The sequence below is a fragment of the Roseateles saccharophilus genome, from assembly GCF_031458095.1.
Classification (GTDB): Bacteria; Pseudomonadota; Gammaproteobacteria; order Burkholderiales; family Burkholderiaceae_C; genus Pelomonas; species Pelomonas saccharophila_A.
Genome location: NZ_JAVDXU010000001.1, coordinates 1,658,012 through 1,676,212, shown reverse-complemented (window position 1 = coordinate 1,676,212; position 18,201 = coordinate 1,658,012). Strand labels below are relative to the sequence as shown.

The window sequence follows — 18,201 nt, the reverse complement described above, 5'->3', positions numbered from 1 at the left end:
CATCATTCCATGTCCCAGGTTGTCGACCACCTCGCCGAGCTGACCGGTTTCCGTGACCGTGACGTCATGGACGTCACCCTGGTCATGGCGCTGCGCGACCTGCTCGAGCCGGAGTCGGCAGCCATCTACCGCCTGGTCGGCGAGCCGGGGCACGAGCGCTGGCTCACGCGTGCCCATCTGCGGGCGGGCGATGCCGTCGCCTCGGCCGACCCGCTGTGGGCCAAGCCTGAGGCGCTGCCGCTGGCGACCGACCACCCGCTGCGCCTGGAGGCCATGCGCAGCCGCAGCGTCACGCAGGTGGCCGACGGCGGCAAGTGGCTCTACCTCTTCCCCATTGCGACCGACCGCGACGTCATCGGCGTCATCGAGATCCTGTCGACGCGGCGCCTGGGCGCCGGCGCCCAGCGCATGGTCAGCAGCGTGCTGCGGATCTATCACAACTTCCAGGGCCTGCTCGACTATTCCGAGCGCGACACGCTGACCGGGTTGCTGAACCGCAAGACCTTCGACGAGAGCTTCCTGAAGGTGCTCTCCGAGATCCCGGCCAAGAGCCCGCCGCCCGAGCATGGCACCGAAGACCGCCGCCACGAGGCCGCCGTGCCTCACTATGTGCTCGGCGTCATCGACATCGACCACTTCAAGTCGGTCAACGACCGCTTCGGCCACCTGATCGGCGACGAGGTGCTGCTGTTGCTGTCGCGGCTGATGCGCGGCTCCTTCCGCTTCCACGACCTGCTCTACCGCTTCGGCGGCGAGGAATTCGTCGTGCTGATGCGCTGCGACGAGGAGATCCACGCCGGCGAGGCCTTCGAGCGGCTGCGCGTGAACACCGAGCGCTATGCCTTCCCCCAGGTCGGCCGCATCACCGTCAGCATCGGCTTCACCGAAGTCCGTGCCGGCGATGCGCCGGCCGCCGCCTTCGAGCGCGCCGACAAGGCCGTTTATCACGCCAAGGGCCATGGCCGCAACCAGGTTCACAATTACGCGGCCCTGGTGGCCAGCGGCGTGATCCAGGAAGCCACGCAGCTCAGCGACGTCGAGCTGTTCTGAGTGCGCCCCGCTAACGGCGCAATTGCACGCGGCAACACCGCGGCTTGACTTTCCCACCGCCCCAGCCATAGCCTAGGGACATCGCCCGAACCGGCGCGTCCCAGACGCCGGCGGGCGGCCCAGTGCGGGGGGTGGCGTGGGCAGGCTGTCGCCATCGGCGACGCCCGTGACGCGACCTCCCGGTTCGCGGCGTGTTGCGGGTCCTGCATGCGTTATTCCTGGCTTCCATTGAGCCTTCTTGTCGCGGCCTTCCTGGCCTTCGTCGGCACGGCCGTGGGCGCCTCTCACAGCCTGGCGGAGCTGCTGGAGCGCGACGCCGAGCGCAGCCAGGCCCTGCGCACCCAGACCGAATTGCAGCGCCTGCTGATGCTGCTGATCGATATCGAGACCGGCCAGCGCGGTTTCATCATCACCGGCCAGCAACCCTTTCTGCGTCCCTATGAAGATGCCCTGGGCGAACTGGCCGACGTGCGTACCGGCCTGCGCGAGCGCCTGCCCAGGCAGAGCGCCGACACGACGATGCTGGGCCGGCTCGACGCCCTCATCGACGAGAGGCTGGCACAGACCCGCCAGACCATCGCCCGCCGCTTGGCCGACGGAGGCGCCGCGATGCACGATCTCAGCGCCTATGTGGACGGCAAGCGCGTCATGGACGAGCTGCGCTTCCAGATCGAGCAACTGACTCGCGAGCAGCAGCGCCGTGTCGCCATGGCCGACGAAGCCACCCAGACCGTGCGCCAGCGCACCACGCGGCTGACGCGTCTGCTGCCGGCGGGCGGCCTGGCCACGCTGGCCGTGGCCGTGGCTCTGATGCTGCGCGAGCGCCGCCTGCGTGACCGCGCCGAGGCGGCGCTGCGCGATGCCAACGCCGGCCTGGAGCAGCAGGTCGCCCAGCGCACCGAGGCGCTGAGCCATGCGCTGGCGCGCATCCGCAGCTTTGCCGTCGAGATGGACCGCAGCATCGAGGCCGAGCGCCGCCGCCTGGCCCGTGAGGTGCACGACCAGGTCGGCCAGGTCGGCACGGCCATCAAGATGCTGACGCTGTCGCTGCGCGCCAGGCTCGCCCCGCGCAGCGAGCCCCTGGTGGACGAATTGCAGGAGATGGCCGAGGAGGCCATACGTTCGGCCCGCCATATCTCGGCGGAATTGCGCCCGCCGCTGCTCGATGAGCTCGGGCTGGAGGCGGCCCTGGGCCACTATCTGCAAGCGCTGGGGCGCCAGTCGGGCCTCACCACCGAACTCGACCTCAGCGACGACGCCCTGCTGCCGCCCGAGCAGGCCAGCCCGCTGTTTCGCATCGTGCAGGAGGCCTGCACCAATGTGCTGCGCCATGCCCAGGCGCGCAAGCTGCGCGTGGCCGGTCGCGGCCTGGCGGTCGGCGCCCGGCCGGGCTATGAGCTGGAGGTCATCGACGACGGCCGCGGCCCGGGCAGCACGCGGCCCGATGCCTCGGGCCTGCGCAATATGCGCGAGCGCGCCGAACTGGCCGGTGGCAGCTTCGACTTCGGGCCGGCACCGGGGGCCGGCACCTGCGTGCGCGTCTGGCTGCCCCTGGAGTCGCCGCTGCCTGCCCCCGCCGCCAGCAAGCAAGAGGAGGCCTGGCTGTGAGACTGCTGATCGTCGACGACCATCCACTGATGCGCATGGGCATCACCCAGCTGGTGCTGCAGGAATGGCCCGACGCCCAGATCGACGAGGCGCCGACCATTGCCGAAGCGCTGGCTCGCATCGCAGCCGCCCGGCCCGATCTCGTCACGCTGGATCTGTCCCTGCCGGACGCGCGGGGGACCGAGGGCGCGAGCAGGCTGCTGCGCGTCCTGCCCGGCGTGCCCCTGCTGGTGCTCAGCCTGAATGCCGAGGCCGCCTACGCGGCGCGCCTGATGCAGATGGGCGCCGCGGGCTATCTGCCCAAGGACCGCGCCCCCGAAGAGCTGCGCATTGCGCTGCGCCGCCTCTCCGAAGGGGGGCGCTATGTGACCGCCGCCATGGCCGATCATCTGCTGGGCCTGCTCAGCGGCAAGGCGCCCGACGCCCTGCCGCACGAGCAACTGTCGACCCAGGAGCATCGCGTCATGCTGCTGATCGCCGCAGGCCAGACGCCGGCGCAGATCGCCGAAACCATGCATCTGTCCGTCAAGACCGTGGGCAGCTACCGCGCCCGCATCCTCGAGAAGGCCGGCTGGGCCAACAACACGGAGCTGACCAAATACTGCGTGCAGCACGGGCTGACGGAACTCTGAGGGCAGCGCGTGTAGGCAATTTGCCTACAACGACTTGCGTCATTGCTGGCGGCCTAACGCCCAGATCCCCCGCTGCCCGGAAACCCCGGCGCGATGGACCATGGCGGCCATGAACATCTTTCTCGTCGAAGACTCCGCTTCCATCCGCCGCCTGCTGGTGCGCCGTCTCGATGCCATGCCCGGCATGCGCGTCGTCGGCGAGGCCGGTGGCGAGCGCCAGGCCCTGGCCCTGATCCAGTGGACCCAACCCGACGTCGTGCTGATGGACCTGTCGCTGGCCACGGGCAGCGGCCTGAGCCTGCTCGCCCAGTTGCGGCGTGCCGGCTACAGCGGCCGCATCGCCGTGCTGACGGCCCAGGACGTGGACGCCTACCGCCGCGCCTGCCTGGACGCCGGTGCCGATGCCTTCTACGACAAGGCCAGCGGCCTGGAGACCCTGTTCGACGACCTGGCCGGCTACGCCGCCACCCGCCCGGCGACGCTGGACGACAAGCCCGCCGTCCAGCTGCGCGACGGCCTGACCGGCCTCTTCAACGAAGCCGCCCTGCACGAGCGCCTGGACCAGGTGTCGCGTTGCGCGACACGCGACGGCGTCGACCTGGCCGTCTACGTGGTGCGCCTGGCCGGTCTGGCCGAACTGGCAGACGACGTCGCCGGCGCGGTGGCGCGCCAGGTGGCGCTGCGGCTGAAGGAGGCCAGCGCCGATTCGGACATCGTCGCGCGCAGCTCGGCCGACCAGTTTGCCGTCGTGCAGACCCGCCTGGACCAGGCCGAGCAGGCCGCCGCCCACGCGCGCAGCCTGGTCGCGCTGATGAGCGAGCCTTTTCACGTCGGCGGCCGCGACTACGTCCTCGGCATCGAGATGGGCATGGCCCTGTTCCCGGCCGACGCGGTTTCGCCGCGCGGTCTGCTGACCCTCGCCCAGGCGACGGCCTTCGGCGCGCTGTGATCAGTCGCGCCGCTTGACGACGGCGTAGCGCTCCAGCGTGCGCTCGCGCGCGACGGCGTGGTCGACGATGGGGCGCGGGTAGTCGATCCCCTGCATGTCCAGCGGCGCCCGCTCCCAGGGAGCGTGGATGGCTGGGGTGGGCAGATCGGCCAGCTCCGGGCAGTAGCGGCGGATGAAGCGGCCCTCGGCGTCGAACTTCTCGCTCTGGCTGGTCGGGTTGAAGATGCGGAAATAGGGCTGGGCGTCGCAGCCGCTGCTGCTGGCCCATTGCCAGCCGCCGTTGTTGGCCGCGAGGTCGAAGTCCAGCAGCTGCCGGGCGAACCAGGCCTCGCCGCGCCGCCAGTCAATGCCGAGATCCTTGGTCAGGAAGCTGGCCACCACCATGCGCAGGCGGTTGTGCATATAGCCCGTCTGGTTGATCTGGCGCATGGCCGCATCCACCAGCGGGAAGCCGGTGCGGCCTTCGCACCAGGCGGCGAAGAGCTCGTCCGCATGCGCGCCGGTTTCCCAGCGGATGGCGTCGTATTCGGGCCGGAAGGCCGCCGTCATCGCGTGGGGGTGGTGGTGCATGACCTGGTGATAGAAGTCGCGCCAGATCAGCTCCGACAGCCAGACCTCGGCGCCATGGTCGCCGCCCTGCATGCGTTCATGGGCGATGCGGGCCAGGCGGCGGATGGAGACGGTGCCAAAGCGCAGGTGCACGCTCAGATAGCTCGGGCCCTTGACGGCCGGGAAGTCGCGCCTGCGGTCGTACTCGTCGATGCGGTTCAAAAAGTCTTCCAGCAGGCCCTGCGCGCCGCGGCTGCCCTGGCTGACATGGGACGGCAGTCCGGCGGGCTTGAAGCCGATGCCTTTCAGCGCCGGCACGCCGGTCGCGAGCTTGCTTTTCGCCAGTGCCTGGGCGTGGCGCTCGACCGGGTAGCTGCTCAGATAGAACTCGTCCACCTTCTTCAGCCACGCGTTCTTGTAGGGCGTGAACACGCCGTAGGGCCCGCCAGCGGCCGTCATCACCTCGCGGCGCTCGAAGATGACATGGTCCTTGAACGTGCGCAGCTCGGCGTTGAAGCTCTGCAGCAGCTCGGCCACCAGCGCGTCGCGCTTGCATGCCGCGGGCTCGTCGTCATGGTTGGTGAAGACGGCCTGCACGCCCAGCTCGGCGGCCAGGCGCGGAATTTCGTCGGTCGCGAAGCCATGGCGCACGATCAGCGCGCCGCCGCGCTGGCGCAGGTCTTCGTCCAGCACCTGCAGCGCGCCGAGGATGAACTCGACGCGCCGGTCTTCGCGGGGCAGGGCGTCGAGGATGTCGCGGTCCAGAATGAAGGCGCAGAACACCTCGTCAGCGCTCTTCAGTGCCTGGTAGAGGGCGGCTTGGTCATCCACACGCAGGTCGCGGCGAAACCAGACCAAGGCGCGATTGAGGCGGGGTTTCATACCCGCAGAATAAAATGCCGCCATGCCTGCCGACCGGATCGTCCTGACCAACCAGTTCCTCATCGCCATGCCCGGCATGGCCGACGAGGCTTTCGCAGGCACGGTGGTCTACCTCTGCGAACACAACGACAACGGCGCCCTGGGCCTGGTCGTCAACAAGCCGACCTCGCTGACGCTGGGCACGCTGTTCGAGAAGGTCGAGCTCAGCCCGCCGGCCGTGCCGCTGGCCGACAGCCCCGTCTTCTATGGCGGCCCGGTGCAGACCGACCGCGGTTTCGTGCTGCACGAGCCCCTGGACGAGGAGGGCGGCCATTACAACGCGACGCTGGCCGTGCCTGGCGGCCTTGAAATGACCACCAGCCGCGACGTGCTGGAGGCGCTGTCCAACGGCGCCGGCCCGCGCAAGATCCTCGTCACCCTGGGCTACAGCGGCTGGGCCGCCGGCCAGCTCGAAGAGGAGATCGGCCGCAACGGCTGGCTGACGGTCGACGCGACGCCGGAAATCATCTTCGACACGCCGGTGGAGCTGCGCTACGAGAAGGCCCTGGCCCTGCTGGGCGTGGACCAGCGCATGCTCAGCTCGGACGCGGGCCACGCATGAGCGCCAAGCGCCGGGCCGCTCCCAAGCCGGCGCGCGTCCCCTCGGGGGACCGCTTGGCGCCTGCGCCAAGCCAGGGGCTCCAATGAAGTTCGACGCCTCCGCGCCGACGCTTCAGTCCTTTCTTGCTTTTGATTTCGGTCTGCGCCGCATCGGCGTGGCCTCGGGCACACGCCTGCTCGGTGCCGCCGAGCCGCGTGGCACGCTCAAGGGCGGCGATTTCGACGCGATCGCCGCCCTCATCAAGACCTGGCAGCCCGACGCCCTCGTCATCGGCGTGCCCCGCCATCCCGATGGTGCGCCGCACGAGATGACGGCCAAGGCCCAGAACTTCGGCCGGCGCCTGTCCGGGCGCTACCACCTGCCGGTCTTCGAGGTGGACGAGCGCTACACCAGCGTTGAAGCCGAGTCTGAAGGCGCGCACGATGTGGACGCCGCGGCCGCCGTCCTGATCCTTGAACAATTCTTCCGAGAACATCCATGAGTGAATTGCTGCTCGATGCCGAGGCCCTCTACCTCGAGCTGAAGAAAGGCGTGCAGCGGCTGCTGACGCCGGACACCGCCCTGGTGGGCATCTGGAGCGGCGGCGCCTGGCTGGCCGAGCGCCTGGCCGTCGACCTGGGCCTCGCCGACGCCGGCACCATCTCCAGCGTGCTGCACCGCGACGACTTCGGCTCGCGGGGCCTGGCCAAGGCCGACCACACCTCGCTGCCCTTCGACGTCAACGGCCGCGACATCCTGCTGATCGACGACGTGCTCTACACCGGCCGCACGACGCGGGCCGTGCTCAACGAGCTGTTCGACTTCGGCCGCCCGGCCAGCGTGCAGCTCGCCGTGCTGGTGGACCGCGGCGGCCGCCAGCTGCCCATCGAGCCGGCCTTCTCGGCGGCCCGGGTCACACTCCGCGCCGACCAGAGCCTGCGCCTGGCCCAGGGCGAGGATCGACGCTTCAAGTTCGAGGTCAAGTGATGGCCCCCACGCTCACTTCGTTCACTGCCCCCCGAGGGGGCGCTGGCCTCCTTTGGGGCGGCCCGGCAGGAGTCTTGTGATGCTCAGCAAGCGAAATCCCCAGCTCAACAAGCACGGCGAGCTCATCCACCTGCTGTCCGTCGAAGGCCTGCCGCGGGCGGTCATCGAGCAGATCCTGGACACGGCCGGCAGCTTCCTGTCCGTCAACGACCGCGAGGTCAAGAAGGTGCCGCTGCTGCGCGGCAAGTCGGTGTTCAACCTGTTCTTCGAGAACAGCACCCGCACCCGCACCACCTTCGAGATCGCCGCCAAGCGCCTGTCCGCCGACGTCATCAACCTCGACATCGCGCGTTCGTCCACGGCCAAGGGCGAGACCCTGCTGGACACGGTGGCCAACCTCAGCGCCATGCACGCCGACATGTTCGTCGTGCGCCACAGCGAGAGCGGTGCGCCCCATCTGATCGCCCAGCACTGCGCGCCCCATGTGCATGTGGTGAATGCCGGCGACGGCCGCCATGCCCACCCGACGCAGGGCCTGCTGGACATGTACACGATCCGGCACTTCAAGAAGGACTTCCGCAACCTGACGGTGGCCATCGTCGGCGACATCGTGCACTCGCGCGTGGCCCGCTCCGACATCCATGCCCTCAACATCCTGGGCGTGCCCGAGATCCGCGCCGTCGGCCCCAAGACGCTCGTGCCGGGCGACCTGCGCGACATGGGCGTGCGCGTCTGCCATGACATGGCCGAGGGTGTCAGGGGTGCCGACGTCGTCATCATGCTGCGCCTGCAGAACGAGCGCATGAACGGCGGCATGCTGCCCAGCAGCGGCGAGTTCTTCAAGCATTTCGGCCTGACGCCGGAGAAGCTGGCCCTGGCCAAGCCCGACGCCATCGTCATGCATCCCGGGCCCATCAACCGCGGCGTGGAGATCGCCTCCGAAGTGGCCGACGGCAAGAGCAGCGTCATCCTGCCCCAAGTGACATTCGGCATCGCTGTCCGCATGGCAGTCATGGCCATCCTCGCCGGGAACGAAGCATGAAGATCCTCATCCAAGGTGGCCGGCTGATCGACCCGGCATCCAATCTCGACCGCAAGGGTGATGTCGCCATCGCCAACGGCCGCATCGTGCATCTGGGCGATGTGAGCGACTTCGGCGCCGACCGCACGGTGGACGCCAGCGGCCTCATCGTCGCGCCCGGCCTGGTCGACCTCTGCGCCCGCCTGCGCGAGCCCGGCCATGAGCATGAAGGCCTGCTGGAAAGCGAACTGGCGGCCGCGGCCGCCGGCGGCGTGACCAGCCTGGTTTGCCCGCCCGACACCGACCCAGTGCTGGACGAGCCCGGCCTCGTGGAGATGCTGAAGTTCCGCGCCCGCAAGCTGAGCCGCTGCCGTCTTTTTCCCCTCGGCGCGCTGACGCGCCAGCTCGAAGGCACGGCCCTGACCGAGATGGCCGAGCTGACCGAGGCCGGCTGCATCGGCTTCTCGCAGGCCGAGGTGGCCGTCAAGGACACCGTCGTGCTGAGCCGCGCGCTGCAATACGCCGCGACCTATGGCTACACCGTCTGGCTGCGCCCGCAGGACGCCTGGCTGGGCGGCGGCGTGGCGGCCAGCGGCGCGGTCGCCACGCGCCTGGGCCTGTCCGGCGTGCCGGTCAGCGCCGAGACCATCGCCCTGCACACCATCTTCGAGCTGGTCCGCGCCACCGGCGCCCGCGTGCATCTGTGCCGCCTCAGCAGCGCCGCCGGCGTCGAACTGGTGCGTACCGCCAAGAAGGAAGGCCTGCCCGTCACGGCCGATGTGTCCATCAACTCGCTGCACCTGAGCGATGTCGACATCGGCTATTTCGACTCCGCCATGCGCCTGACGCCGCCGCTGCGCCAGGGCCGCGACCGTGACGCCCTGCGCGCCGGTCTGGCCGACGGCACCCTCGACGCCCTGGTGTCCGACCACATGCCCGTCACCGTCGACGAAAAGGCCGTGCCTTTCGCCGAGGCCACGCCCGGTGCGACGGGCCTGGAGCTGCTGCTCAGCCTGGCCCTGCGCTGGGCCAAGGATGCCGAGCTGCCGCTGCAGCGCGCCCTGGCCGTCGTCACGGCCGAACCCGTGCGGGTGCTGGGCAGCGCCCTGGGCTCGCTGTCGGCGAGCGCCGGTCGCCTGGTGGAAGGCGGCGTGGCCGATGTCTGCGTGTTCGACGCTGGTGCCAGCTGGGCCGTCACGCCGGACATGCTTGCCAGCCAGGGCAAGCACAGCCCCTTCGAGTTCTCGCGCAGCGGTTTCGAGCTGCCGGCGCGCGTGCGCACGACGCTGGTCGCCGGCCACATCGCCTACGAGGCTGCATGATGGCCCCCACGCTCGCGTTGCGAGCTGCCCCCCGCGGGGGCGGGGCCTCCCTCGGGACGGTCCGGCGGGAGGCCGAATGAGAGCCTTGGTCGCCACCTGGCGCCTCGCGCGCCTCGTGCCGCATGTGCTGCACGGCCTGTGGATCGTCAAGCGCCGTTTCGAGCTGATGACGGCGGCCGAGCGCCATGGGCAGATCCAGTGGTGGGCGATCAAGCTGTTGCGCATCCTGGGCATCGAGCTGAAAGCCGAGGGCCAGGCCCTGGCGGCGGGTCATCTCTTGGTGGCCAATCACATCTCCTGGCTGGACATCGCCGGCGTCCATGCGGTGCTGCCGCAGGCCCGCTTTGTCTCCAAGGCCGACGTGAAGCACTGGCCGCTGGTCGGTGCGCTGGTGGAAGGCGCGGGCACGCTGTTCATCGAGCGCACCAGCAAGCGCGACGCGCTGCGCGTCGTGCACCAGACCGCCGCTGCATTGCAGGCCGGCGACTGCGTGGCGGTCTTCCCGGAAGGCACGACAGGCCCCGGCCCCGAGATGCTGCCTTTCCATGCCAACCTGCTGCAGGCCGCCGTCTCCACGGGCGCGCCGGTGCTGCCCGTCGTGTTGCGCTGGTACGAGTCGGGCGAGCGCTTCAGCAGCTCGGCCCGCTTCATCGGCGACATGACCCTGGCCCAAAGCCTTTGGAGCATTGCGTCTGCCAAGGGCCTGGGCATCGCCGTGCAGATCCTGCCCAGCGTGATGACCGAAGGCCAGGATCGCCGCGCCCTGGGCGAGACGCTGCGCAGCGCGATCAGCGCACGCTTGTAAGCCAGGCCAGGCCGGCCGACGTGCCGGCACGCGGCCGGTATTCGAGGCCGACGGCGCCGGGCCAGCCGCGCGCTTCAAGCAAAGCGAGCTCGGCGGTGTATTCGGCCGCCTCCGGTTCGTGGCGCCCGGCGACACCGGCCAGCTGCACATGGCCCAGCCGACCCAGGTCCAATGCCCGCAGCAGATGCGTCATGGATTCACCCTCGGTGACGCGGCAGTGATACAGGTCCAGCTGCAGTTGCACGCCCGGCGTGCCCAGTGCGCCCAGCAGCTCCAGGGCCTGGGCCTGGCGATGCAGGAAATAGCCCGGCATGTCGCGCCGGTTGATGGGTTCGACGACGAGCGGCAGTGCCGACTGCCCGGCGGCCCAGCGGAGATTGGCCAGCCAGGTGGCTCGGGTGGTCGCGCTGTCCTCGGCGAGGCCGGATAGCAGGTGAACGCGCGCTGCGCCCAGACGGTGGGCCAGGTCCAGGCCGCGCAGGGTCGTGTCGCGGAACTCGGCCTCGCGGCCGGGCAGGGCGGCAAAGCCGCGCTCGCCCGCCGCCCAATCGCCGGCCGGTGCGTTGATGAGAACGACGCGGAGCTCGGCCAGCGAGGCCTTCAGCGCCGCGATGTCGTGCAGATGCGGCTGCTGCAATTCGACGGCGGTGAAGCCATCGGCCCGCGCCGCCGCCGGACGGTCGAGATAGGCATGCTCCGCGTACAGCCAATCGAGGTTGGCCGCGAAGCGTGCCGGGATCACTTGGACTCCGCCACCAGGGCCGGGTTCAGCCGTGGGTCGTTGTACATCTTGAACTGGCGGTAGACCTTGAAGTAGGCCCGGCCGGCGCGGGCATCGGCCAGCAGTTCGTCAAAGCAGCGACCGAGGTCGGCACGCTGCTGGATCAGGCGCTCCAGCCGCTCGGCGCAGGACTGGCGGTGGGCGTCGTCGACGTCGCTGCGGAGGGTTTGCTCGCGCATGGCGGCGATCTTCAGGCCCAGGATGGAGATGCGGTCCAGCATAGAGCCGGCCGTCTCGCTGTTCAGGCGCGCGCCGGCAGGCACGGTGGACAGGGGCAGGGCGCTGGCGATGGTGGCGGGGTCGACGAGGCCGAGGGCCGACAGCAGGAACTCGTCGATGCGCTCGATGGCGTCGTTGCGGGCCTGGTTGTGGCGGTCGATGGCGCGCTTGTTGGCGACGATCTCGGCATCGGCGGCAAGGGTGCGGCGTGCCAGGTCCTCCTGGGCCCAGAGGCTGCGGTTGTGGAAGTGGTTCACGGCCACCCAGCCGCGCACGTCGTTCGCATCGGCGGCAACCGGTGCCGAGGCCAGGGCCGCATCATGGGCGGCGATCACTTCGGCGGAGGAGGGCAGGGTCATCTCGGGCATGGAGGGCTGGCTGGCGCAGTGAGAATCCGCGCCACTTCGTAAAGAACTGCTGATGATAGAAGCCCGCCCACTGATCGTCCGCCTGCGCAATTTCGTCGGTGACACGGTGCTGAGCATTCCGGCGCTGCGGCTGCTGCAAAGCCAGGGCTACCGCCTGGAGCTGGTGGGCAAGGGCTGGGCGCGTGGCCTGCTGGAGGCCGAGGGCTGGTCCGTGCATGTGCGGCCCGGCGGGCTGCGCGAGCGCATCACCCAGCTGCGCGAGCTGAGGCGGCGCCTCGACGCGGAAGACCCCAGCTTTGACGGGCGCTCGAATACGCTGCTCTTCCCCTATGCCTTCTCTGCAGCCCTGGACGCGCGCCTGGCCGGGCTCCGGGCCGAGGGCCATGCGGGTGACGGCCGGACCTGGCTGCTCAAGCGCGGCCTGCCGCGGCGCGAGGGGCGGCACACCCTGGTCGAGTACTGGGAGCTGGCTTGCGACTTCCTCGGCGTGCAGGCCGAGCCGCCCAAGGACATCGCCATGAAGGTCAGCGAGGCGCAGCGGGAGCAGGCGCGTGCCTTGCTGGCCGGCCATGGCGTCGAGCCCGGCCGCTGCGTGCTGATCTGCCCCTTCGCCAACGGCCGCGTGGAATTCCTAGACCGCAGCTGGCCGGCCTTTCCGGACTTCGTGCGCCGGCTGCATGCCGCCGGGCGGCAGGTCGTCATCGTGCCCGGACCGGCGGAGGAGCAGGGCGCCAAGGATCTCTACCCCGACGCCATCCGTCTCGACGGCGTGGCTCTGGGGGTCTACAACGCGCTGCTTCAGGGGGCCGGTGTCGTCGTCGCCAACGACACCGGGCCGGCGCATATGGCCGCGGGCGTGGGCGCGCGGCTGCTGAGCATCTGGGGGCCGGTAGACCCGGCGCGCTGGGCGCCGTGGGGCTCGACAGTGACCCTCATGCGACGTGGCCCCACCGAGTGGGTCAGCGTGGACGAGGTGATGTCAGCGGTTGATCAAGCCTTGCCCTGATTGGCGACGGCTGCGGCGGCCTTGGCCGCGGCTTCCGCGTCGCCCAGGTAGTAGCTCTTGATGGGCTTGAGGTTCTCATCCAGCTCATAGACCAGCGGGATGCCATTGGGGATGTTGACGCCCACGATGGCGTCGTCCGCGATGTTGTCGAGGTATTTGACCAGGGCGCGGATGCTGTTGCCGTGGGCGGCGATCAGCACGCGCTGGCCGCTCTTGATGGTCGGCGCGACGGTCTCGTTCCAGAAGGGCAGCACGCGGGCGACGGTGTCCTTCAGGCATTCGGTCAGCGGCACGTCCTTGGGGTCGAGCTTGGCGTAGCGCGGGTCACCGCGCTCGCTGCGCGGGTCGGTCGCTTCCAGGGCCGGCGGCGGCGTGTCGTAGCTGCGGCGCCAGATCAGCACCTGCTCGTCGCCGTACTGCTTGGCCATGTCGGCCTTGTTCAGGCCCTGCAGGCCGCCGTAGTGGCGTTCGTTCAAGCGCCAGGCGTGGCGCACCGGCAGCCAGGTGCGGTCCATCTGGTCCAGGCAGTGCCACAGCGTCCAGATGGCGCGCTTGAGCACCGAGGTGTAGGCGATGTCGAAGTCATAGCCCGCTTCCTTCAGCAGCCGGCCGGCCGTCTTGGCCTGCTCGACACCGGTGGGCGTCAGGTCCACATCGGTCCAGCCGGTGAAGCGGTTTTCCAGGTTCCAGGTCGATTCGCCGTGGCGGATGAGGACGAGCTTGTACATGGGCAGGAATGCACGGAGGGTGGAAGGCGGCGGATTATCGGCTCCGGCGATAATCACCGGCTTCGTTGAATTACACGGGATGCTTGCTTGAACTTCCTGATCGAGAACTGGTTTTTGATCGTCGCCGCCCTGGTGTCCGGCGGCATGCTGCTCTACCCCCTGCTGGTCTCGGGCGCCCAAGGCGGCGGCCTCAGCCCTGCCGAGGCGGTGCAGTTGGTCAACCGCGAGAAGGGCGTGCTGATCGATGTCAGCGAGCCCGAGGAATTTGCCAAGGGCCATGCGGTCGGGGCCCGCAACGTCCCGTTTGGCCAGATCGAGGGCCACAAGCAACTGCCCTCCAACAAGGCCCTGCCGCTGGTGTTGGTGTGCCCGACGGGCGCGCGCGCCGGCCGCGCCGTGGGCATGCTGCGCAAGCTGGGCTATGAAAAGGCCCAGGTGCTGGCGGGTGGCCTCAAAGCCTGGCGGGAGGCCAATTTGCCGGTGGAAAAAACTGCCTGAGGCAGTTTTTCGCCCAGCTGGCCGTTCGGTTGGTTTTGCTGGGCATAAAACGGCGTAAGCCGTTTTTCGCCTCCCAGGAGATTGAGATGGCCCACGTCAAGATGTACACCACCCTGGTCTGCCCGTTCTGCGTGCGCGCCAAGATGCTGCTCAAGCAGCGCGGCGTGGACCAGATCGACGAGATCCGCGTCGACCTCAACCCCGCCGAGCGCCAGCACATGATGGCGACCACGGGCCGGCGCACCGTGCCGCAGATCTTCATCGGCGACACCCATGTCGGGGGGTGTGACGACCTCATCGCCCTCGATCAGAAGGGCGGATTGCTGCCCTTGCTCCAGGCCGCTTGATTTCAAGCCCGGGCAAGCCCCCGGCGCTTGGTCACGGGGCCTCGCCCATAATCCAGCTACCGCCCGCAGCATTCAGCCTGCGGGCTTTTGTTTGACGCTTCGTTCGAAAGACTCTCATGGCCGACGAGATCCAAGCCGCCCCCGAAGGCACCCCCGTGTTCCAGATCCAGCGCATGTATCTGAAGGATCTGTCGCTGGAGCAGCCCAATGCCCCCCATATCCTGCTGGAGCAGCAGCAGCCGCAAGTCGACATCAACCTGACGCTGTCGGCTGAGAACGTCACCGAAGGCATCTTCGAAGTCTGCGTGACGGCCACCGTCAACACCAAGGTCGGCGACAAGACGCTGTTCCTGGTGGAAGCCAAGCAGGCCGGCATCTTCGAGATCCGCAACATCCCCCAGGACCAGATCGAAGGCATCCTCGGCATCGTCTGCCCCCAGATGGTCTACCCCTATCTGCGTGCCATCGTTTCCGATGTCTGCACCCGTGCCGGCTTCCCGCCCGTGCTGCTGACCGAAGTGAACTTCCAAGCCATGTTCGAGGCTCAGCAGGCCCAGCGCGCCGCCCAGGGCGGCCAGGCTGTGAACTGATTCCAGCTGCTTCGCTGAAGACGCCCCGCCTCGTGCGGGGCGTTTTACTTGGGGGAAACTCCCGTGCATGACGACGATGAAGATCAGCGTGCTCGGGGCTGGCGCCTGGGGCACGGCCCTGGCCATCCAGGCTGCGCAGGCTGGCCATGACGTGAGGCTGTGGGGGCGCGACGCCGCAGCCATCGAGGCGATGCAAGCCAGCCGCCGCAATGCGGCCTATCTGCCCGACAGCGAATTGCCCGCCAGCCTCGGGTTGACCGCCGATCGCCAGGCCGCCATCGCCCACGCCGGCGAGGGGCTGACCATCATCGCCACGCCCATGTCCGGCCTGCGTGAGACCCTGGCCGCCTTGCCGTCGACGCAGCGCGTGTTGTGGCTGTGCAAGGGCTTCGAGGCCGGCACGGGGCGGCTGGGCCATGAGATCGCCCGCGAGCTGCAGCCGGCGATGCGCGTAGGCATCCTGTCCGGCCCGAGCTTCGCCCAGGAAGTGGCCGCCGGCCGGCCCACGGCCCTGGTGGCGGCCAGCGAGGACACCGAGCTGGCCCAGGCCGCCGTCGATGCTTTCCACGGCGAGCGGCTGCGCGTCTACACCTCGGGCGATCCGGTCGGCGTCGAGGTGGGCGGGGCGGTCAAGAACGTCATGGCCATTGCCGTCGGGGTCTGCGACGGCCTGTCCGCTGCAGCGCCGGATGCGCCTGGCCTGAACGCCCGCGCCGCGCTGATCACGCGTGGCCTGGCCGAGATGCTGCGCCTGGGCCTGGCCTTGGGCGCCAAGGCCGAGACCTTCATGGGCCTGTCGGGCCTGGGCGACCTCGTGCTGACGGCGACGGGTGACCTGTCGCGCAACCGCCGCGTCGGCCTGATGCTGGCCCAGGGCCTGGCCCTGCCGCAGATCCTGCAGCGACTCGGCCATGTCGCCGAGGGCGTCTACAGCGCCCCGACCGTGCTGGCGCGGGCGCGTGAGGCCGGCGTCGAGATGCCCATCACCGAGGGCATGGTGGCCTTGCTGGACGGGCGGCTGCGTGTCGGCGAAGCGGTCGAGCGGCTGATGAGCCGCGACGCACGCGCCGAGTAGTCAGGTCCCGCCGCTGTAGCCGTTCTGACGCCAGGCTTCGAACACCGCGACAGCCACGCTGTTGCTGAGGTTGAGGCTGCGCTGGCCCTCGCGCATGGGCAGGCGCACGCGCTGCTCGAGCGGAAAGCTGTCGCGCAGTTGTGGTGCCAGGCCTGCCGTCTCGCTGCCGAAGACGAACCAGTCGCCCGGCCGCCAGGCCACTTCGCTGAAGGGCCGGCTGCCGCGGGTCGTGAAGGCGAACATGCGCGTGACGTCGGGCGATTCGGCCGCGAGGAAGGCCGCCCAGTCGGCATGGCGCTGCACGCGGGCGTACTCGTGATAGTCCAGGCCGGCGCGCTGCAGCAGCTTGTCCTCCATCGAGAAACCCAACGGCTCGATGAGGTGCAGGGCGCAGCCCGTGTTGGCCGCGAGCCGGATCACGTTGCCCGTGTTGGGCGGGATCTCCGGCTGGACGAGGACGATGTTGAACATGGGGCGGGAGTATCCCGCGCCCCTCATGCCTCGCCGGGCTCGGGGGTCCGGGCGATGACCCAGGCCTGCACGCTCATGACGCCGGCCTGCAGCAGCACGCCGGCCAGCTCGAACAGCGTGGCGCCGCTGGTCATCACATCGTCCAGCAGGGCGACGCTGCTGCCGCGCAGCTTGGCCGCGCGCACAGGCTCCACGGCGAAGACGCCGCGCACATTGGCGGCGCGGTCTTCCAGCTTCAGGCCCGCTTGGACGGCGTTGTGCCGCACGCGCAGCAGCAGCTCGGGCTCGCAACGCAGGCCGCGCCGCCGCGCCAGGGCCTTGGCCAATTCGTGGGACTGGTTGTAGCCACGGTCGCGCAGGCGTTCGACCGACAGGGGCACAGGCAGCAGCCAGTCCGGCGCCTCAACCTCGGCCGCATTGAGGGCCGTGTTCAGCCGCTCCAGCAGGCTCTCGCGCAGTTCCAGGGCCTGGTGGTATTTGAAGTGTTGCAGCAGGCCGTCCCAGGGGAAGCGGTAGTCCAGGGCCGCCACGGTGCGATCCAGCGGGGGTGCGGTGTGCAGGCAGCGGCCGCATTGCGGCCCGGGCCTGCCGGTGAATTCGAGAGGCAGCTTGGCCGCGCAGGTCCAGCAACGCGGCTGCGGGCGCGCGTACTGGCCCAGGCAGGACTCGCAGATGGTCTGGTGGCTCCAGGCACGGCAGACGGCGCACTGGCCGGCGCAGCGCAGCAGCACCTTCTCGATCAATGCGGGCTTGGTTGCCGACAGGGCGCGCTCGGGCATCGGCTCAATATACTGACCGCGCCATGAGTGAAGCTGCCGCTGCCCCTACTTCAAACAAGGGGCCGCGGCCCCAGGACCTGGATGCCGCCGCCGTGCGGCGCCAGACGCGCCGCCTCGCCGCTGCCGCCCAGCCGCCCTGGCTGCACGAGGAAGTCGCGGGCCGCATGGCCGAACGCCTGACCTATATCAAGCTGCAGCCTCAGCGGGTGCTGGATGCCTCGCCGGCCCTGGGCGCCAGCGGCGAGCTGCTGCGCCTGGCGTATCCGGGCGCGGAGCTGCTGTGGCACGAGGCCGATGCCGCACTGGCCGCGCGGGCCCGCGAGAAGCGCCAGCGCAACTGGTGGCAGAAGCTGCGCGGCGCGCCGTCCGGCCACATCGATGCTTTGCCTGCCCGGCCGGAGGTCGACCTGTTGTGGTCCAACATGGCCCTGCACGCCTGCGCCGATCTGCCGGGCCTGCTCGGCGCCTGGCAGGCCAGCATCGCGGTGGGCGGCTTCGTCATGTTCTCCTGTCTGGGCCCCGACAGCTTCGTCGAGCTGCGTCCCTTGTATGCCCGCAACGGCTGGGGCCGGCCGGCGCCGGACTGGTGGGACATGCACGACATCGGCGACCTGGTCCTGAAGGCCGGTTTCGCGGATCCCGTCATGGATCAGCAGCGGCTGCGCCTGACCTGGTCTTCCGCCGAAAGCCTGCTTGCCGACCTGCGCAGCCTCGGTGGCAACCTGGCGCCCAGCCGTTTTGCCGGCCTGCGTAGCCGGGCCTGGCAAGCGGCCCTGCTGGCCGAGCTCGAAACCCTGCGCGACAGCGAGGGCAAGCTGGCGCTGACGCTGGAGCTGGTCTTCGGCCACGCCTTCAAAGCGGCACCTCGGCTGACGGTGGCGGCCGAGACCCATGTATCCATCGACGCCATGCGCGCGACGCTGCGCAAGGGGCGCGAGACCGGGTGAGTCAGCG

General features: G+C 69.6%; 22 protein-coding genes. 16 read left to right on the top strand and 6 right to left on the bottom strand.

What is annotated here, in order from left to right; genetic code table 11:
* Nucleotides 1-9: 9 nt before the first annotated feature.
* The 4 genes from J2X20_RS07795 to J2X20_RS07780 all read left to right on the top strand — a co-directional run bounded on the left by J2X20_RS07795 (nt 10) and on the right by J2X20_RS07780 (nt 4,239).
* On the top strand, nt 10-1,050 hold the full coding sequence (locus tag J2X20_RS07795; protein WP_310263102.1) for a GGDEF domain-containing protein: 1,041 nt from the start codon (nt 10-12) through the stop codon (nt 1,048-1,050).
* Nucleotides 1,051-1,278: 228 nt separating this feature from the next.
* Nucleotides 1,279-2,658: a CHASE3 domain-containing protein gene (locus J2X20_RS07790; protein ID WP_310263100.1), complete on the top strand. Its 1,380-nt coding sequence runs from the start codon at nt 1,279-1,281 to the stop codon at nt 2,656-2,658.
* Complete coding sequence (locus J2X20_RS07785; RefSeq protein WP_310263098.1) at nt 2,655-3,290, top strand: response regulator transcription factor; 636 nt, start codon at nt 2,655-2,657, stop codon at nt 3,288-3,290. Before J2X20_RS07790 ends, J2X20_RS07785 begins: the two co-directional genes overlap by 4 nt.
* A 109-nt stretch (nt 3,291-3,399) precedes the next feature.
* A complete protein-coding gene (locus J2X20_RS07780) occupies nt 3,400-4,239 on the top strand; it encodes a response regulator (protein WP_310263096.1) in 840 nt (279 codons plus the stop codon).
* Here the strand turns inward: J2X20_RS07780 and J2X20_RS07775 are convergent, their stop codons facing one another.
* Nucleotides 4,240-5,670, bottom strand: coding sequence for a cryptochrome/photolyase family protein (locus J2X20_RS07775; RefSeq protein ID WP_310263094.1), 1,431 nt, complete (start codon nt 5,668-5,670; stop codon nt 4,240-4,242). It lies immediately after the preceding gene.
* A gap of 22 nt (nt 5,671-5,692) precedes the next feature.
* On the opposite strand from J2X20_RS07775, the gene J2X20_RS07770 reads away from it, so the two are divergent.
* The 6 genes from J2X20_RS07770 (at nt 5,693) to J2X20_RS07745 (ending at nt 10,385) form a co-directional block, all read left to right on the top strand.
* Complete coding sequence (locus J2X20_RS07770; RefSeq protein ID WP_310263093.1) at nt 5,693-6,271, top strand: YqgE/AlgH family protein; 579 nt, start codon at nt 5,693-5,695, stop codon at nt 6,269-6,271.
* An 82-nt stretch (nt 6,272-6,353) separates the two neighbouring features.
* Nucleotides 6,354-6,752, top strand: a complete 399-nt coding sequence (gene ruvX, locus J2X20_RS07765; RefSeq protein ID WP_310263091.1) for a Holliday junction resolvase RuvX — start codon at nt 6,354-6,356, stop codon at nt 6,750-6,752.
* Nucleotides 6,749-7,237 carry a bifunctional pyr operon transcriptional regulator/uracil phosphoribosyltransferase PyrR gene (pyrR, locus tag J2X20_RS07760; protein ID WP_310263089.1) on the top strand — a complete coding sequence of 163 codons (489 nt, stop codon included), beginning with the start codon at nt 6,749-6,751 and terminating at the stop codon, nt 7,235-7,237. The genes ruvX and pyrR overlap by 4 nt, the downstream gene beginning before the upstream one ends.
* Nucleotides 7,238-7,316: 79 nt before the next feature.
* Nucleotides 7,317-8,279, top strand: a complete 963-nt coding sequence (locus J2X20_RS07755) for an aspartate carbamoyltransferase catalytic subunit (RefSeq protein ID WP_310263087.1) — start codon at nt 7,317-7,319, stop codon at nt 8,277-8,279.
* Entirely contained in the window at nt 8,276-9,580 is a 1,305-nt protein-coding gene (locus J2X20_RS07750; RefSeq protein ID WP_310263085.1) for a dihydroorotase, read from the top strand. Before J2X20_RS07755 ends, J2X20_RS07750 begins: the two co-directional genes overlap by 4 nt.
* A 76-nt stretch (nt 9,581-9,656) precedes the next feature.
* Nucleotides 9,657-10,385 (top strand): lysophospholipid acyltransferase family protein, encoded by a 729-nt coding sequence (locus J2X20_RS07745; protein WP_310263083.1) that lies wholly within the window; start codon nt 9,657-9,659, stop codon nt 10,383-10,385.
* Here the strand turns inward: J2X20_RS07745 and J2X20_RS07740 are convergent.
* Both J2X20_RS07740 and J2X20_RS07735 read right to left on the bottom strand, forming a co-directional pair.
* Nucleotides 10,369-11,127 carry a hydroxypyruvate isomerase family protein gene (locus J2X20_RS07740; RefSeq protein WP_310263081.1) on the bottom strand — a complete coding sequence of 253 codons (759 nt, stop codon included), beginning with the start codon at nt 11,125-11,127 and terminating at the stop codon, nt 10,369-10,371. The two genes, J2X20_RS07745 and J2X20_RS07740, sit on opposite strands and share 17 nt — an antisense overlap.
* The gene (locus J2X20_RS07735) at nt 11,124-11,744 is read right to left on the bottom strand and encodes a DUF4254 domain-containing protein (RefSeq protein ID WP_310263079.1); all 621 of its coding nucleotides are present in this window, start codon (nt 11,742-11,744) and stop codon (nt 11,124-11,126) included. Before J2X20_RS07735 ends, J2X20_RS07740 begins: the two co-directional genes overlap by 4 nt.
* A gap of 61 nt (nt 11,745-11,805) precedes the next feature.
* Here J2X20_RS07735 and J2X20_RS07730 point away from each other — a divergent pair, with 61 nt between their 5' ends.
* Nucleotides 11,806-12,759, top strand: coding sequence for a glycosyltransferase family 9 protein (locus J2X20_RS07730; RefSeq protein WP_310263078.1), 954 nt, complete (start codon nt 11,806-11,808; stop codon nt 12,757-12,759).
* Here J2X20_RS07730 and gpmA read toward each other — a convergent pair.
* Nucleotides 12,744-13,487, bottom strand: a complete 744-nt coding sequence (gene gpmA / locus J2X20_RS07725) for a 2,3-diphosphoglycerate-dependent phosphoglycerate mutase (RefSeq protein WP_310263077.1) — start codon at nt 13,485-13,487, stop codon at nt 12,744-12,746. The two genes, J2X20_RS07730 and gpmA, sit on opposite strands and share 16 nt — an antisense overlap.
* An 87-nt stretch (nt 13,488-13,574) precedes the next feature.
* On the opposite strand from gpmA, the gene J2X20_RS07720 reads away from it, so the two are divergent.
* The 4 genes from J2X20_RS07720 (at nt 13,575) to J2X20_RS07705 (ending at nt 15,997) form a co-directional block, all read left to right on the top strand.
* The gene (locus J2X20_RS07720; protein ID WP_310263075.1) at nt 13,575-13,985 is read left to right on the top strand and encodes a rhodanese-like domain-containing protein; all 411 of its coding nucleotides are present in this window, start codon (nt 13,575-13,577) and stop codon (nt 13,983-13,985) included.
* Nucleotides 13,986-14,071: 86 nt separating this feature from the next.
* A complete protein-coding gene (grxC, locus tag J2X20_RS07715; protein WP_310263073.1) occupies nt 14,072-14,332 on the top strand; it encodes a glutaredoxin 3 in 261 nt (86 codons plus the stop codon).
* A 116-nt stretch (nt 14,333-14,448) separates the two neighbouring features.
* Complete coding sequence (gene secB / locus J2X20_RS07710) at nt 14,449-14,922, top strand: protein-export chaperone SecB (RefSeq protein WP_310263071.1); 474 nt, start codon at nt 14,449-14,451, stop codon at nt 14,920-14,922.
* 76 nt (nt 14,923-14,998) lie between these two features.
* Nucleotides 14,999-15,997, top strand: coding sequence for an NAD(P)H-dependent glycerol-3-phosphate dehydrogenase (locus tag J2X20_RS07705; RefSeq protein WP_310265128.1), 999 nt, complete (start codon nt 14,999-15,001; stop codon nt 15,995-15,997).
* Here the strand turns inward: J2X20_RS07705 and trmL are convergent, their stop codons facing one another.
* Nucleotides 15,998-16,468 carry a tRNA (uridine(34)/cytosine(34)/5-carboxymethylaminomethyluridine(34)-2'-O)-methyltransferase TrmL gene (trmL, locus tag J2X20_RS07700; protein ID WP_310263070.1) on the bottom strand — a complete coding sequence of 157 codons (471 nt, stop codon included), beginning with the start codon at nt 16,466-16,468 and terminating at the stop codon, nt 15,998-16,000. It abuts the gene before it with no gap.
* A 23-nt stretch (nt 16,469-16,491) separates the two neighbouring features.
* Nucleotides 16,492-17,247: a ComF family protein gene (locus tag J2X20_RS07695; RefSeq protein ID WP_310263069.1), complete on the bottom strand. Its 756-nt coding sequence runs from the start codon at nt 17,245-17,247 to the stop codon at nt 16,492-16,494.
* Between the two features lie 23 nt (nt 17,248-17,270).
* Between J2X20_RS07695 and J2X20_RS07690 the strand changes: the two genes are divergently transcribed.
* The gene (locus tag J2X20_RS07690) at nt 17,271-18,194 is read left to right on the top strand and encodes a malonyl-ACP O-methyltransferase BioC (protein WP_310263067.1); all 924 of its coding nucleotides are present in this window, start codon (nt 17,271-17,273) and stop codon (nt 18,192-18,194) included.
* The last annotated feature ends 7 nt before the right edge of the window (nt 18,195-18,201 follow it).